The following is a 15,664-nucleotide window of genomic DNA, read 5'->3' as shown; positions in this document are numbered from 1 at the left end:
GGATGCTGATCGCCACCTGGAACATCAACGGCGTCAAGGCTCGCCTCGACGCCCTCCTCGCCTGGCTCGACGAGCGTTCGCCGGATATCGCCTGCCTGCAGGAGATCAAGAGCGTCGACGAGAATTTCCCGCGCCAGGCCATCGAGGAGCGCGGCTACCACGTCGAAACCCACGGCCAGAAGGGTTTCAACGGCGTTGCCCTGCTCTCGAAGACGGCGCCGATCGCGGTTGGTCGTGGCCTGCCGGGAGACGATGCTGACGAGCACGCCCGTTACATCGAAGGCGTCTGGGAGACCGGCAGCGGCCCGCTCCGGGTGGCCTCGCTCTACCTGCCGAACGGCAACCCGATCGACACGCCGAAATTCGCCTACAAGCTTTCCTGGATGGAGCGGCTGGTCGCCCATGCACGGGCCGCGCTGGAGCGCGAGGAGCCGCTGGTGCTCGCCGGCGACTACAATGTCATTGCGCAGCGCGCCGACGCGGCGGTTCCGGACAATTGGCTCGGCGACGCGCTGTTTCAGCCGGAGACCCGCGCCGCCTTCCGGCGCCTGACGAATCTGGGCCTGACCGATGCCCTGCGGGCCTCGACCGACGCGGACGGCACCTACACGTTCTGGGATTATCAGGCCGGCGCCTGGCAGAAGAACAACGGCATCCGCATCGACCATCTGCTGCTGTCGCCTGAGGCACAGGAGCGTCTCGTCTCCGTCGGCGTCGACAAGCATGTCAGGGCTTGGGAAAAGCCGTCAGACCACGTACCGGTCATCATCGAACTTGCCGACGACGCTGGCTCATAAAAACGTCAGCGATTCTAAGAGTCCGTTTCGAAACTCACTGCGGCGGGTTCAAAGGCCCCTCGGATGGTCGCTCCGCAATGACATGATACCCGATTTCCGCGGGTTTGGGCGTCCCGGGTGAACCATGGAGGCTGGTCTTGGCAGGGTTTCGAAACGGCCTCTAAGTGGTCGCGCGGGAACGCTCAGTTCTTGGTGCTGACGAGACCCGCGGCGGACGCCATCTGCTGCTCGGCATACGCCAGCGCCGTGCGCCTGTCGGCTTCCGAGGCCAGCGAAAACGCCTCTTCCTGGAGCCCGCGAATCCATTCCTGATCCGGCGGGGATGCCCGTCTCAGTGCGATAGTCAGCATTGCGAGCCCCCGCACCGGCGCGGCGGCAAGCGAGATCTTCTGGCCGTCGAAGAGCAAATAGCCCAGTAGCGCCTGCGCGCCGACATGCCCCTTGTCGGCCGAAAGCTTCAACCAACGCGCCGCCTGACGCGGATTGGCCTTGCCGCCCTCGCCACGAAGGGTCATGCGGCCGAGTTCGAACTGCGCCCTGGCGTCGCCGAAGAACGAGGCGGCGTGAAAATAAAACTGGCGGGCACGCGGCAGATCCACCGCGACCGGGCTGTTGGCGATCCCTCGCCGAAGGTAGTCGGCCAACGCCACGACAGCGCTCGAGACATATGCGGCGTTGGAGAAGCCCCCGTCCTCGTCCTGCTCGCGGACGATCTGCTCGAAAATCTTGTAGGCCTCGTAATCGTTTTCCGGAACGCCGTCGCCCTCGGCATACATCTTGCCGAGTTTCCAGCGCGCGCCCGGATGTCCCTTGTCGGCGGCGAAGCGCAGGGCCTCGAACGCCTCCAGCTTTTCGCCGCGCTTATAGGCCTTGAAGCCGAAGGAGAACAGCTCCAGCGATCCGGCGTCGGGATCGACCTTCGCCGCCGGATCGAGAGCAAGGCTTCGCCCGCCGCCCCCGGCCAGAGCCGTGGCGACAAGCGCAACCGAAAGGATCAGTCTAGACGTCCGCATAGCAGTGTTTTTCCGCGGCTCCGCCGGGATGGGTCACCGCGCCGTGGCGCGCCGTTCCAACCAGCTCCGCATATTTCCAGATGGCACCGGACTGGAAGTCGGTCTCCCGTGGCTGCCAGCCCTCGGCCCGCTGTTTCATATCGTCATCCGACAGGCCGACGTCCAGTGTGCCGTCGACCGCGTCGATGGTGATGATGTCGCCGTCCCGCAGAAGCGCGATCGGACCACAGACGGCCGCTTCCGGCCCGACGTGGCCGACGCAGAAGCCGCGCGTCGCGCCGGAAAACCGCCCATCGGTGATCAACGCGACCTTGTCGCCCATGCCCTGCCCGTACAAGGCCGCCGTCGTCGACAGCATCTCGCGCATACCCGGACCGCCCTTCGGCCCTTCGTAGCGGATGACCAGAACCTCGCCTTCCTTGTAGTCGCGCTTGGAGACGGCCTCGAAAGCGGCCTCTTCGGAATCGAAGCAGCGCGCCGGGCCGGAGAACTTCAGGTTCTTCATGCCGGCGACCTTCACAATCGCGCCATCGGGCGCGAGATTGCCCTTGAGGCCCACGACGCCGCCGGTCACCGTGATCGGCTTGTCGGCCGGGCGCACGACATCCTGATCCGGATTCCAGGCGACCTTCGCCATGTTCTCGGCGATGGTGCGGCCGGTGACGGTCAGGCAATCGCCGTGCAGATAGCCGTGCTCGAGCAGCGTCTTCATCAACAGCGGAATACCGCCGGCCTCGAACATGTCCTTGGCGACGTAGCGGCCGCCCGGCTTCAGGTCGGCCACGTAAGGGGTCTTCTTGAAGATCTCGGCAACGTCGAACAGATCGAATTCGATGCCGCATTCATGGGCGATCGCCGGCAGGTGCAGCGCGGCATTGGTGGAGCCGCCCGAGGCCGCAACCACCGCGGCGGCGTTCTCCAGCGCCTTTCTGGTGACGATATCGCGCGGCCGGATGTTACGGGCGAGGAGTTCCATGACGATCTCGCCGGAGGCGTAACAGAACTTGTCGCGAATTTCGTAAGGCGCCGGGGCGCCGCAGGAATAGGGTAGCGCCAGGCCGATCGCCTCGGCCACGGTCGCCATGGTGTTGGCGGTGAACTGCGCGCCGCAGGAACCGGCCGACGGACAGGCGACCTGTTCGATTTCGTCGAGGTCGGCATCGGACATTTCACCGACCGAATGCTTGCCGACCGCCTCGAACATGTCCTGCACCGTCACCTGCTGGCCCCGGAACGTTCCGGGCAGGATCGAGCCGCCATAGATGAAGACGGACGGCACGTTCAGACGCACCATCGCCATCATCATGCCCGGCAGCGACTTGTCGCAACCGGCCAACCCGACCAGCGCGTCATAGGCGTGACCGCGCATGGTCAGCTCGACGGAATCGGCGATCAGGTCGCGCGAGACCAGCGACGCCTTCATGCCCTGATGACCCATGGCGATGCCGTCGGTGACGGTGATGGTGCAGAATTCCCGCGGCGTGCCCTTGGCGGACGTGACGCCCTTCTTGACCACTTGCGCCTGGCGCATCAGCGAGATGTTGCAGGGCGCGGCTTCATTCCAGCACGAGGCGACGCCGACCAGCGGCTGATGGATTTCCTCTTTGGTCAGGCCCATCGCGTAAAGATACGAGCGGTGTGGTGCCCGCGACGGACCTTCGGTCACGTGTCGGCTGGGCAGCTTGTTTTTGTTGATTGCGTGCGCGTCCATCGTCCCCTCGTACTCTTTACCCGCCGCGCGACCGGACCCAGGCCACACCCGTGGAGGTGACGGCGTTTTGTGGCGGCAACGGGGCGCTGTGTGTCGCTGGCGACTATAATCGATGCACTCCTGCAATAGTGTTGCCCCGATCCCACAGCGGCGATTTCGCGCAGCGAATGACGAGCGCCAAACGCCAAAAGGCGCGCCCATCGGACGCGCCTTTCGTCGTTCGCTCTTGCCATGAAGCTCTGTGGAAGGCCCCGCTCCGGCGTCAGAAATTCAGCTTGATCGAAGCATTTCCAGCCAGCACGATGTCGTTACCGACGGTGCCGTTGAAATAGGCGCCGTCGCTGATCGACTGCGCGCCATCGGTCCAGTAGCCGACCAGGCCGCCAACGCGGATCTCGCTCCACTTGTTGGCCTTGAACGAGACGCCACCGGCCACGGTGTAGAGATCGGTGTAGGTCGTCTCGGAGCCAGTCGAAACACCGCGGTCGTAGCCGATGGAGACCGCGCCGGCGATCTCGTCGGTGAAGGCCCGGCCGATGCCGATCGAGGCGGTATAGCCGTCGCGCCAGTTGTAGGGCGAGACGCTCGATCGGGTCACGCCACCGGTGGTGATGGAACTGATAGCCGACTTGTTGGTGCTCCAGTCCGTCCAGCGGAAGGATCCGAGCAACAGCGTGCCTTCGGCGATGCCGGTCTGCGCATTGATGTAGAGGCTCTGTGGGCTCGTGACCTCGTTGAAGCTCGACGTGCCGACAGCCAGCGGCGTGCCGACAGGCGGCGCGACATTCGGAATCACCACCTGCTGGCCGCCGCCACCGATGACATAGGCGTTGCCCGCCGCGGCTACCGTACCGGTGCCGGAAAACGTGTCGTGGGTCACTTCCGAGCGGTAGAGAACCTGGGCGCGCAGCGCGATCTCCGGCTTTTCATAGGCAAGCCCCACCCGATAGCCGAATTCGTAGTCACCGCGCGTATCCACAGTGGTCTGGACCGGGAGGAAAATGGGCAGCGACCCGAGTGACGGCGGAGTGGTTCGGCCCGTCGGGACGGAAGAAGCGCTGCTGCCCTGGAAATTGAAGTCTTCGGCGAACACGCCGCCAAGCAGGCTGAACCGGCCCATGTCGCTGGCGTAGCTGACGCGGCAGGTCATACCAAACTCGTTCGAGTCGAACTCGTTGGCCAGCGTGCGCGATCCAGCCGTAGGCCCGGCAGGAAGCGCGCCGCCGGGCGAGCCCGTGTAGTCCGAATCTGCTGCGAAGGAGATGATGTAGGTACCGGCGCATCCGAAATTTTCGCCGCCGAAACCGACCGCGTAGGTCGGAATGTTGTAAGCTTGGGCGTAATCGCCGAAATCGCCGCTCTGGCCGTTGATCGACTCGAAACCGCGCATCGGATTCACATAGATCAGGCCCGTCCGCATCGAGACCGGACCCGACTCATACAGGATGTCAGTATCGGCCGTACCGCGCTGAAAGCCGCCAGCCAGCGCTGTCGTCGTCAGCGCCACACTCGCGATGGATGCGCAGGCAATCAGGTTTTGAATTTTTGTCATGGCCCCCCCGTTTCAAGCTCCCGGATCCAAAGAGCTTATGCCCAGGGAGTTGACGCAAACGTAAACGAGAAATTCGTTTGACGTAACGTACCTACCAACACCCGGACCCAACTTGCGGCTGTCGCGCAACAGGGTAACGTGAGATCAGCCATGACTTTAGAAATCTCTGTCGACGTATTGGATTTCCTGCAAATTCCGCGATTATCCGCGAACGCGATTTGGCAATGCGCGTCTTCGCCTCGTTCGCCGATGCCAGGATTTCCGCCCGCTAGCGTGCCAAAAATGTGACAAGCTTCGTCATCCAAGCGAACCCGCTTTATGGCGACCGCGAAGGTGATTCGCCGTCGCCGACGCGGTAGCCGCCGCAGTGCCTATCGCAGTCGCTCCAGCCCGGCGGCGAGCTTCTCGGCTTCGAGCCGGTAGGCCTCGCGTTTCTCCCGCTCCTGCTCGACGACCTCTTCGGGCGCATTCGCCACGAATTTCTGGTTCGACAGCTTGCGGTCGATCCGCTCGATCTCCGCCAATGCCTTGACCTCGGCCTTCTCCAGCCGGCTCCGCTCGGCCGCAATGTCGATCATGCCGGCCAGCGGCAGGGCGAAGGTGGCGCCCCCAGCGATGATCTGGGCGGATTGGTCGGGCGCGCCATCGCTGGTTTCGATCGAGGCCAGCCGGGCCAGTCGCTTCAGCGCCGTGCCGTGCCGATCGAGCCGCGCGGCGGTCGACGCGTCGGGCGCGATCGCCAGCAGCGCCGCTTGCGCGCCCGGCGGCACGTTCATCTCGGCGCGAACCGAACGAATCTCGGACACTACGGCGATCAGCCAGTTGATGTCGTCGGCGGCATTTGAATCGGCGAAATCGAGCGATGGCCACGCCGCATGACACAGCAGCGAGGGCCGCGTTTCCGCCGTCGTCGCCCACAATTCCTCGGTCATGAACGGCATGAAGGGGTGCAACAGCGCGTAGATGCGGTCGAGCACCGATCCCATCACGATCCGGGTTTCGTTCGCCGCCGCCTCGTCGCTGCCGCCGAGCGTCGGCTTGGCGAGTTCCACGTACCAGTCGCAGAACAGGTTCCAGACGAAGCGATAGAGCGTCGCCGCCGCGTCGTTGAAGCGATAGGCGCCGATCGCCGCTTCGGTCTCGGCGATGGTGCGGCCAAGTTCGGTGACGATCCAGCGGTTCAGCGGCAGCGTCAGTGGTGCCGGGTTGAGCGCGGCACCGTGGAGCGCGCCGTTCATCTCGGCGAAACGGGTAGCGTTCCAGAGCTTGGTGCCGAAATTGCGGTAGCCGGCGATGCGCTGCGGATCGAGCTTCACGTCACGGCCCTGCGCGGCCATGATCGCCAGCGTAAAGCGCAGCGCGTCGGCGCCATATTCGTCGATCAGATCGAGCGGGTCGACGACGTTGCCCTTTGATTTCGACATCTTGGCGCCGGTCTTGTCGCGGACCAGCGCATGGACATAGACCGTGTGGAACGGCTCCTCGTCCATGAATTCCAGCCCCATCATCATCATCCGGGCGACCCAGAAGAAGATGATGTCGAAGCCGGTCACCAGCACGCTCGTCGGATAGTAGGTGGCGAGCTCCGGCGTCTTCTCCGGCCAGCCCAGCGTCGAGAACGGCCACAGCGCCGACGAGAACCAGGTGTCGAGAACGTCCTCGTCGCGATGCAGGAAGCCGTCGCGGCGGGCCGGATCGGCCGCCATCGCCTTGGCTTCGTCATCGGAGATCGTGCCGTTCATGACGTAGTGGGCGAGCGCGGCGGCGACCGCTTCCTCCTCGCTCTTTTCGACGAAAATTTCGCCGTCCGGCCCGTACCACGCCGGAATCTGGTGGCCCCACCAGAGCTGGCGCGAGATGCACCAAGGCTGGATGTTCTCCATCCAGTCGAAATAGGTCTTTTCCCAGTTCTTCGGGACGAATTTGGTGCGACCCTCGCGCACGCTGGCGATCGCCGGCTCGGCCAGCGTCTTGGCGTCGACATACCACTGGTCGGTCAGGAAGGGTTCGATCGGCACCCCGCCACGGTCGCCATGCGGCACCGTATGCGCGTGGTTCTCGACCCGGTCGAGATAGCCTCGCTCCTCCATCATCGTCACGACCATATCGCGCGCGGCAAAGCGATCCTTGCCATCGAGTTCGGCGACCGTGCGATCGAGATCGTCCGACGGCTCGACGCCATCGAGAAAGTCCGGATTCTCGGCCAGAGTGATCGCCGCGGCGACGGTCAAGATGCTGATCTGCTGCAGATCATGCCGCTTGCCGACCTCGAAATCGTTGAAATCATGGGCAGGCGTCATCTTCACCGCGCCGGTGCCGGCCTCCGGGTCCGGATATTCATCGGCGACGATCGGTACGCGGCGGCCGACCAGCGGCAGGATGACATGCTTGCCGACAAGGTCCTTGTAGCGCGGGTCGTCCGGGTGAACGGCGACGCCGGTATCGCCCAGCATGGTCTCGGGCCGGGTCGTCGCGACCACCAGATAATCGCGCGTCTCGTGTCCCGCAGGCTCGCCGTCGGAGGGTTTCCAAGCGACGCGGTTGCCCTCATCGTCCAGATTGTAGGGGTGCTCGTAGCTCACGCCGTCAGCCAGCGGATAGCGGAAATGCCAGAGGTGGCTCGCCACCTCCTTCTGCTCGACCTCCAGGTCCGAGATCGCCGTCAGCAGCTTCGGGTCCCAGTTGACCAGCCGCTTATCCTTGTAGATCAGCCCTTTACGATAGAGCTCTACGAACACATAGAGAACCGCCTTCGACAGCCCCTCGTCCATGGTGAAACGCTCGCGCGACCAGTCGCAGGAGGCACCAAGCCGGCGCAGCTGCTCGAGGATCGTGCCGCCGGATTCGCCCTTCCATTGCCAGACCCTATCGATGAAGGCGTCGCGGCCCATGTCGCGGCGACCCGGCTCTTTGCGTTCGGCCAATTGCCGCTCGACCACCATCTGCGTGGCGATGCCGGCGTGGTCGAGGCCCGGTTGCCACAAAACATTCTTCCCTCGCATGCGCTCGAAGCGGATCAGGATGTCCTGCAGCGTATCGTTGAGGGCATGCCCCATATGGAGCGAGCCGGTGACGTTCGGCGGCGGTATCACGATCGAATAGGCTTCCGCGCCCTCGGCAGCTCCCGCCCCGGCTCGAAAGGCGTCGGCCTTCTCCCAACGTTCGGCAATGCGTGGCTCGATCGCCGCGGCGTCGTAGGTCTTTTCAATCATCACATGTCCGGTGGCCCCGGCACGGGGCATTGCCCGAGGGCGTTGAAGCGTGCCTTCCGGTTACAGCCTCGCTTTCGCGGCTGTCAACGAAGAGCGGCTCGCGACACTCCCGGGACCCCGGAAAACAGCCTTCGTCGGCGCGATCAGCGGCGGCCGCCGCGCGCGACCCGCTCGATTTCCTCGCGGACCAGCTTCTCGACCAGGCTCGGCAGATTGTCGTCCAGCCACTCCTGCAGCATCGGCCGCAGGATTTCGCCCACCGTCTCGTCGATGGAATCCAGATGTTCCTCGCGAATGACGCGCGCGAGATTGTCGAAGGATGCGGCGACGCGGCTGCCCGTTTCCTGTGAGATCAGTTCGTGGATCGGTGCGCTGGCCGCGTTTCCGTGAAGGCTCGGACCGCTCGCCGAACTTGCCTCCTTGGAACCTGCCGGCAGGTCGAGTGCGGCCGCTTCCGTTGTAGCGGCAGCCGGCGACGACGCGGTCGCAACCTCCACCGCGCCCGATTGCCCTTCCACCTGCGATTCAGCCGCAATCTGGCTGGCGTTCTCGATCAGTTCGGACGCGAACCCCTCCTCGTCGAACTCGCCCACCGCATCTTCGTCATCGTCCAAACCAATCGTCTGGTCGCCATCCGGCAGCAGGTCCGCGGTCTCGTCCGCATCGATCGCGTTTGACAGGGCGCCAAGATAATCGTCATCGCCCTCTTCGATCGGCTCCGAAGCTTCAGACGGGACAGCGCCGGCGCGCACCGCCTCGATGCGGCGCTCGGATACGGAGGCCAACGACACCGCGCGCAGCCGCGCGGTCGACAGTGACGAATCCTCGCCGGACTCAACGAGACCATCCTCACCCTGCATCACCTCGGCCGTCTGCCGATCCGGCAAGCTACCCATCTCGGCGACGGGGTCGACCTTCAGCCCCGCGGTCGACTGTTCGGCGCCAGCCTCGCCGGGCTGCTCGGCAAACATGGAATCCACCGGCTTGACGGGCGGCACGATCCCCAGCCGGGGGCGTCCCGGCGCAGTTGTGCCGTCGGCAGCGGGTGTGGCGGTACCGGCGCTCGGTGGCTTGGCCGTCTCGTCTCCAATCGCCCCCGAAGCGACAGACGCGTCGTCGGATTCGGATGGCGTTTCGGCTCTCCAGACCACCGCATCGGCCGCCAGCTCCGCAGCCTTGCCGGCGGCGTTTGCCGGCTCGCCGTGCAAAGGCTCGAGATCGGGCGCTTGTGTCGCGATAACGGTCTCGTCGCCGCTCTCGATGATCCGTCTGATCGAGGCCAGGATTTCGTCCATCGACGGCTCACGGGCCGAAAGGGCATTGCTCATGGGACGCTCCCGCAAATTCCGCGACAAGGGTCGACCCTATCGATCGAATCATGCGCGAAGCCTAAATGGAAAGAGCCCCGGCGTGAATCCCGCGAGCCCTTTTGGGGAAACTATCACCAGCTTCTTGGCCGAGGCTGTCGCGATGGCGGCCTCGGCCGCGACACGTACGCGGAGTGTCTACCGCCCGTCCGGCGTTCTCAGACCGTACCATTGGTCCTGGACCTGCTCGTAATGCTCTTCCGGCTTGTAGGTCTTGCCGGCCAAGCCGAGCCGCTCGGCTGACAGCCGGCCGGTGGCCGAGACCACTGCATAGCCGGCCACCACCTCGTCGCGTTGCGAGCCGACGAGCAAAATCTGCGCCGAAATCACCTCGCCTTGAGCATTGAGGACGTCGAGCGTGGTCCGCTGGCCGACGTTGCGCTCCTCGATGACACCATCCAGGGCCAGGCGAGCGGCCCGCGATTGCGCCTGAAAGCCGGCGATGTTGGCACGGGCGGCCTGCAACTGTGCCCAGGCGCTCGCCACCGCCGTTCTCACCTGATCGCGGGTTCCGTCGACCTCGATCCGACGCTGGCCGAGCACTTCCTTGGACTGGCGGACCTTGGAACTCGCACGACCGCCCGGGTAGATCGGTATCGTCAATTGGGCGCCCACGGTCGCCGACACCTGGTTCTGCGTATTGACGTTCGGACGGCCGAGCGACGTATTGACGCCGGGCAGGTTGCCCCCATGGGTTTCGCTCAGCGCATAGGTATCATCAACACGGCCGGTCAGGCTCAGAGTCGGCAGCAGCGCGCCCTCGGCCGACTTGACCTGAAAGGCCGCCGCGTCGACGACGGCCAGCGTCGCTAAAATCGCCGGATGCTCGCGCTGAGATATGGCGACGGCCGAATCGAGCGACTTCGGAATGTAACCCGCCGGGGTTCTGCCCGGCTTCAGATTCGTTGGGGGATTGCCCACCACATCGAGATAGGTCGCCTCGCTGGAAGCGACCTGCGCCAGCGCGCTGTTGAGCAGCGCCGTCGCGAGGGCCTGCTGGGATTCGGCTTGTGCTACGTCGGTGCGCGTTCCCTCGCCCACCTCAAAGCGCGCCCGCGACGCCCGCACCTGCTCCTGCAGAAATCCGAGATTCTGGCGGCGTAGCGCGGCGATCTGCCGGTCGCGTAGCACGTCCATATAGGCGGTCGCCGCGTCGAACAGGGTATTCTGCTCGGTATTGGCGAGGTTTTCCCGCGAGGCGCGAACTTGCGCCTGCGCCGCGGCGACGTTGTTGGGGGTTTGAAAGCCGTCGAACAGCGTCTGGTTCAACTGGATACCAAAGCCGATTGATTCCGACCGCGCCGTCTGCGACGAAATATCGTCGCCGAAGGTCGTCCGGCTTCGGGTCGCGTTGGCAGAGCCTACACCGCTGACGAACGGCCTGAGTCCAGCCCGCGCCTGTGGAACATTCTCGTCGGTGGCACGCAGTTGCGCCCGCGCCGAATTCAAGCCCTGGCTGTTGGCGTAGGCCTTGGCCAATGCCCCGGTGAGGGTCTCGGCCATGGCGGGAACTGACAAGAACGTACCGGCGACAAGTGCGGCGACAATCCAGATACTACGCAACCCGATGACTCCATACCGCGGATGGGGTCGAGAAAAGCATGCCCGCGAACAATCCCTCGCAGACGTTTCCCGCTACGCCATTCCATACCGACGGTATTTGATCAGTATTGTAACGGTCTGATCAAGTGCGGACCTGAATTTCCAGTGGCTTTATCGTGAAACGAAACATATCTGCCACGACGATGTGATCAGAAGACGAATTCTCTCGCCTTGTCGAATCCGGGCAGCGGCTTCACGCTGCAATTGAAGCCGAAGCGGTCCGAGACGAGGCCGTTCTCGTCTTTGAAATAGAGCCTGGCCGAGGCGGCGTTTCCGACGCCTTCGACGACCACGAGACGCCCCCCTTCGCGCAACTGCTGAAAGAATGTGTCCGGCAAGCGCTCGACGGCCCCCTCGAAGAAGATCACGTCATACGGAGCCTCGGACGGGTAGCCATCCTCCAGCTTTCCCTCGACCACGACGCAGGTGACGTAATCGAGTCGCGCCAAATTGTCGCCCGCGGACGCGGCAAGGTCGGCATCCTCTTCCAGAGCGACCACCGAGCCAGCAAGATGCGACAGGACCGCCGAGGAGTAACCGGAACCACATCCGACATCGAGGACGACGTCGTCGGGCGTGACCGCGGCAAGTTGCAGGAGCTTGGCGAAGGGCGAGGCTTCCATGATGTAGCGGCCGTTGCCGATCGGCAGATCCTCATCGATATAGGCAAGCGGTTTGCGCGAGGCGGGCACGAACTCTTCCCGCGGCACCTGCAGGAACGCCCGCAGAATGTCGTGACGGGTGACGTCCGTGGTGCGGATCTGGTTGTCCACCATCTTCGTGCGGGCGGTCTCGAAATCCATGGTCGAAATCCTCGTGTCTCGCCGCATCGTCGCCTTGCGGCCGCCCCGTTTCCATAGTCGCGGCTCTTGCCGCGCGCAAGGCGGACCGGCCTCTGGGCGATGGCGGCGCGGTTCCGGCTCGGCGCGGGCCAAGGAGCGGCGGTTATCCCGCTCGCGACGCACACTTTCGGCGACCGGCCTCAACGCTCGATGCGGTCGATGAACCACCGGGTGAGCCGAGTCCAGACCTCGTCCTTCTCAGCAAAATCCTCAACCCCATGCTCGAGGTTCGGATTGTCGTTGACCTCGATCAGGAAAATCCCGTCGTCGGTCTCCTTGAGATCGACGCCGTAGAGTCCGTCGCCGATGCAGCGGGCTGCCCGCAGTCCGGCATCCAGCACATGCGGGGGCGTATCGCCGAGCGAGAACGCCCTGAACCCACCCTCCAAGGGTCGCCCGCCATTGTCGTGGTTGATGATCTGCCAATGGCTCTTGGCCATCAGGTACTGGACCGCAAACAAGGGCTCGCCGCCGAGCACCCCGATCCGCCAGTCGAAAGTCGTCGGCATAAATTTCTGGGCGATCAGAAGGTCGCTATCCTCCAGCCAGGCATTCGCCAGCGTCACCAGACCGGCGACGTCGTCGACCTTCTTCACGCCTCGCGAGAACGACCCGTCGGGGATCTTCAGCACCATCGGAAAGCCGAGCTCGTCCGCCGCCCTGGCGAAGTCCTCCTTGCCCCCGATCATCACCGATGACGGGGTGGCGACACCATTCGCCGCCATCAATTCGTTGAGATAGACCTTGTTCGTGCAGCGGATCATCGAGATTGGATCATCGATCACCGGCATGCCCTCCTGCATGGCGCGGCGAGCGAACCGGTAGGTGTGATTGGAAATCGAGGTCGTCTCGCGGATGAACAAGGCATCGAAATTGGCCAGCCGGGGCAGATCCTTGCGACCGATCGGTTCGACATCGACGCCGAGCCGGGCCGCGATGCGCGCCCAGTGCCGCAGCGTATCCACCGAAGACGGCGGCATGTCTTCCTTGGGGTCGTAGAGGGTGGCGAATGCATATTTCGCCGGAGTCTTGGCTTTGGCTGCGCGCCATTGGCGCGCGGTGTACCGCTCCATGGCGACGAGCAGGCGCGCCGTCTCGGCGCTGTCGAGCTTGCCGATCGAGGCAAAACCGATGCGCCGGATTCGCGGGCGTCCTGCTTTGGGCTCCAGATGGACTTCAAGGGCCGGCGCTCGAAACCAGTCGAAGATCAGCTTGGCGAAACGATCAAGGCGGGGGTCGTCAGCGTGGCCGAAATAGATGCGTATCGGGGCAGTCGGTGCTTCGCCCTTGTCGAGTGCCTTCGACAGCACGGCATCGAGCTCGGGCAAGGCGTTTTCATAAAGTTTCTTTTCCGACAGGTCGATCATCGTCTCGACCGAGGGGATGATGCGGTGACCGCGGGCCTCGGCGAGGAGCGAGGCGTAATATCCCCTGCTTTGATAGGCGTAGGACCGCGACAGGTTGATGACCTTGGGCCGTTGCCCCCGGAACAGGCCGGATCGCGCAAGATAGTCGCGGCTGGTCATGACCTTGTGCGGCGTCGCGCCGTTGTCGAGATCGGACGCGCGCCCGACGAGGACGACCCATTGAGACATCGGACGACCTTTTAAGCCTCGCGCCGGGAGAGGAAAACGGCCGCGCGGAGGCCGACCTTGCCGAAACGCGCTATCCGGTCAAATGTTTCGTATGGAATTGGAAGACTCGCGGCGTCGGCGACGGATTCGCCGCGTTCGTCCGCCACCCAGGGATCGTGGATGATGATATGGCGGCCATCGTCGCCATGGGCGAGCACCCAGTGCGGCACCTTCTTGTCGAACATGTGATAGCCAGAAATCAGCACCACGGCGGTCTTGCCCGCGGCGATCGCGGCGCGCAGTTCAACGAGGGTGAACGGGCGAATGGTGACCGAAATCGCATAGGCGTCGGCGCGACGGCGAAAATCTTCCTGGGCAAGCGCCATCACCCGCTGCTTCTCCGCGCTACGAACCCCTTCCAGGAACAGATCGCCCGGTTCCGAGACATGAATTTCGGCGCTGAGCCCGGCTTCATGCGCCGCCACCGCCAGGCCATAGGGCTCGCAGCCGCCGGGTCCCGACATCATGAAGATCGTCGTCGCCTCGCGCCAGAGGCGGATCTCAGCCACCGGCTCCAGCACAAAACCGGGAACATCCCGTGCCAGCGCCATCATCAGGCAGCAGGCGCCGCAGGTGAAATCCGTCGTCTGCTCGTAATAGGGGACACCGGTGTCGATCGCCTGGTCGCCGCGCAGGGTCTTCTCGAAGCGAAGTGCCGGCATGTGGTCGGCATAATAGTCGAGATAGCGTCCGATCGAGCGAAAATGGCGGGAGCGATAGAGCGCGATCGCGGCGGCATTATCCTCGCGAACCTCAAGTCGAAGGGCGATGCGGTCGCGATCGAAGGCCGCGGATTCGGCCGCTTCGAGCAGCTTCCGGCCGGTTCCACGCCCCGACGCATCCGGTGCGATGGCAAGAGAGTAGAGCCGCGCAAGCCCCGTGCCGCGACGCAGCAGAATGGCCGCGTAGCCGACGACCCGGCAGGCTTGAGCATCAAGTCCGCCATCCTCCGCGACCAGCACGATGGCACTGTCCGCGCTGACGAGATTACGGAACGAGCGGCGCGAGATGAGATCGACATCGAAAGCAGCCACCTCGATCTCGACCAGCCGATCGATATCATCCGTGCGCGCCGCACGGATGAGCATGTCGGCAGCGTCGGGGATGGCAGGCGCGGAATGCGCTCGCGAATTGTTCCGAATCATTTTCTGTCTGTCGAGACGCTGGGCCGCGGATTTGACTAGGCGTGCGCCCAATCCCGACGGTTGGCAAGCCAAAGAATCCGGTGCCTGCGTGCGATACGACGGCGGCCTGCGCGTGATGCGATGGCGCAGGAGGTTGGCATTCTAGAATCGAGCGTTCACCCATGCCGACGTGTCTCGACCGTTCGGTCAGCATGGCGCTTGGGCCAGATTTCCCGAATGGGCATTTCCGGCCTTGCGGAAATCCAACGGAATCCGTAGGTACGGCGCCGGTGAGGCCTCGTGGCGGAGTGGTTACGCAGAGGACTGCAAATCCTTGTACGGGGGTTCGATTCCCTCCGAGGCCTCCATTCCTCTCCCTGATGTATAACGGACTACTCTCGGCTTTGGCCGACGCGCGCCGGCGACAAACAGGTGACGCGCCCTATTCTGCCGGAAAGAAGCGAGGACCGACGATGCGAATGCCGCTGGCGGTCCGGCGGATTTCCTGCTGCGGTTGCGCCGCCTGGGTGATATCGGGCCGCGGCATGGGAACCGGGATCGAAGCCGTCTCGCCACGCTGTCTCGGAGCGATCTGAAGCGACGCCATTTCGACCGGCACCTCGAACTGGGCCGAGCCAACCACATCCTGAGCGTAAGCGGGGAGGCTCAGCGAGCCGAAAGTCAGGGCCAAGATCATCATTCCGGTCTTCGTAAACATGTGCGCCACCTGCAAATATGTTTTCTTTTGGGCACAAGGCTCGGCGCGTCATTATGGTTCCCCTGCCCTCATGATTATTATGAATAGAACGG

General features: G+C 64.0%; 11 protein-coding genes and 1 tRNA gene. 2 read left to right on the top strand and 10 right to left on the bottom strand.

The features are described from left to right. Positions 1–2: 2 nt before the first annotated feature. Positions 3–797, top strand: coding sequence for an exodeoxyribonuclease III (xth, locus tag VQ044_RS05255; protein WP_327645804.1), 795 nt, complete (start codon positions 3–5; stop codon positions 795–797). Between the two features lie 182 nt (positions 798–979). Here the strand turns inward: xth and VQ044_RS05250 are convergent, their stop codons facing one another. The 9 genes from VQ044_RS05250 to VQ044_RS05210 all read right to left on the bottom strand — a co-directional run bounded on the left by VQ044_RS05250 (position 980) and on the right by VQ044_RS05210 (position 14,818). Further along, positions 980–1,810, bottom strand: coding sequence for a tetratricopeptide repeat protein (locus VQ044_RS05250; RefSeq protein WP_327645806.1), 831 nt, complete (start codon positions 1,808–1,810; stop codon positions 980–982). Then, positions 1,797–3,521 (bottom strand): dihydroxy-acid dehydratase, encoded by a 1,725-nt coding sequence (gene ilvD, locus VQ044_RS05245; protein ID WP_327622931.1) that lies wholly within the window; start codon positions 3,519–3,521, stop codon positions 1,797–1,799. The genes VQ044_RS05250 and ilvD overlap by 14 nt, the downstream gene beginning before the upstream one ends. A gap of 262 nt (positions 3,522–3,783) precedes the next feature. Continuing rightward, complete coding sequence (locus VQ044_RS05240; RefSeq protein ID WP_327645808.1) at positions 3,784–5,073, bottom strand: long-chain fatty acid transporter; 1,290 nt, start codon at positions 5,071–5,073, stop codon at positions 3,784–3,786. Positions 5,074–5,444: 371 nt separating this feature from the next. Beyond that, positions 5,445–8,285 carry a valine--tRNA ligase gene (locus VQ044_RS05235; RefSeq protein ID WP_327645810.1) on the bottom strand — a complete coding sequence of 947 codons (2,841 nt, stop codon included), beginning with the start codon at positions 8,283–8,285 and terminating at the stop codon, positions 5,445–5,447. Between the two features lie 143 nt (positions 8,286–8,428). Beyond that, complete coding sequence (locus VQ044_RS05230; RefSeq protein ID WP_327645812.1) at positions 8,429–9,613, bottom strand: PopZ family protein; 1,185 nt, start codon at positions 9,611–9,613, stop codon at positions 8,429–8,431. A gap of 177 nt (positions 9,614–9,790) precedes the next feature. Next, the gene (locus VQ044_RS05225) at positions 9,791–11,155 is read right to left on the bottom strand and encodes a TolC family outer membrane protein (protein ID WP_327645839.1); all 1,365 of its coding nucleotides are present in this window, start codon (positions 11,153–11,155) and stop codon (positions 9,791–9,793) included. Between the two features lie 248 nt (positions 11,156–11,403). Then, a complete protein-coding gene (locus VQ044_RS05220) occupies positions 11,404–12,057 on the bottom strand; it encodes a protein-L-isoaspartate O-methyltransferase family protein (protein WP_327622935.1) in 654 nt (217 codons plus the stop codon). Between the two features lie 179 nt (positions 12,058–12,236). Next, positions 12,237–13,691: a RimK family protein gene (locus VQ044_RS05215; RefSeq protein ID WP_327622936.1), complete on the bottom strand. Its 1,455-nt coding sequence runs from the start codon at positions 13,689–13,691 to the stop codon at positions 12,237–12,239. Positions 13,692–13,702: 11 nt separating this feature from the next. Then, entirely contained in the window at positions 13,703–14,818 is a 1,116-nt protein-coding gene (locus VQ044_RS05210) for a GNAT family N-acetyltransferase/peptidase C39 family protein (protein ID WP_327645813.1), read from the bottom strand. A 330-nt stretch (positions 14,819–15,148) separates the two neighbouring features. On the opposite strand from VQ044_RS05210, the gene VQ044_RS05205 reads away from it, so the two are divergent. Further along, positions 15,149–15,222, top strand: a tRNA-Cys gene (locus tag VQ044_RS05205). Between the two features lie 74 nt (positions 15,223–15,296). Here the strand turns inward: VQ044_RS05205 and VQ044_RS05200 are convergent. Further along, the gene (locus VQ044_RS05200) at positions 15,297–15,572 is read right to left on the bottom strand and encodes a hypothetical protein (RefSeq protein ID WP_327645815.1); all 276 of its coding nucleotides are present in this window, start codon (positions 15,570–15,572) and stop codon (positions 15,297–15,299) included. Positions 15,573–15,664 lie beyond the last annotated feature (92 nt).

This window comes from Aurantimonas sp. C2-5-R2 (assembly GCF_036549495.1).
Lineage (GTDB): Bacteria > Pseudomonadota > Alphaproteobacteria > Rhizobiales > Rhizobiaceae > Aurantimonas > Aurantimonas coralicida_A.
The sequence above is the reverse complement of the archived record's forward strand: the minus strand, read 5'-3'. Positions and strand labels throughout refer to the sequence as shown.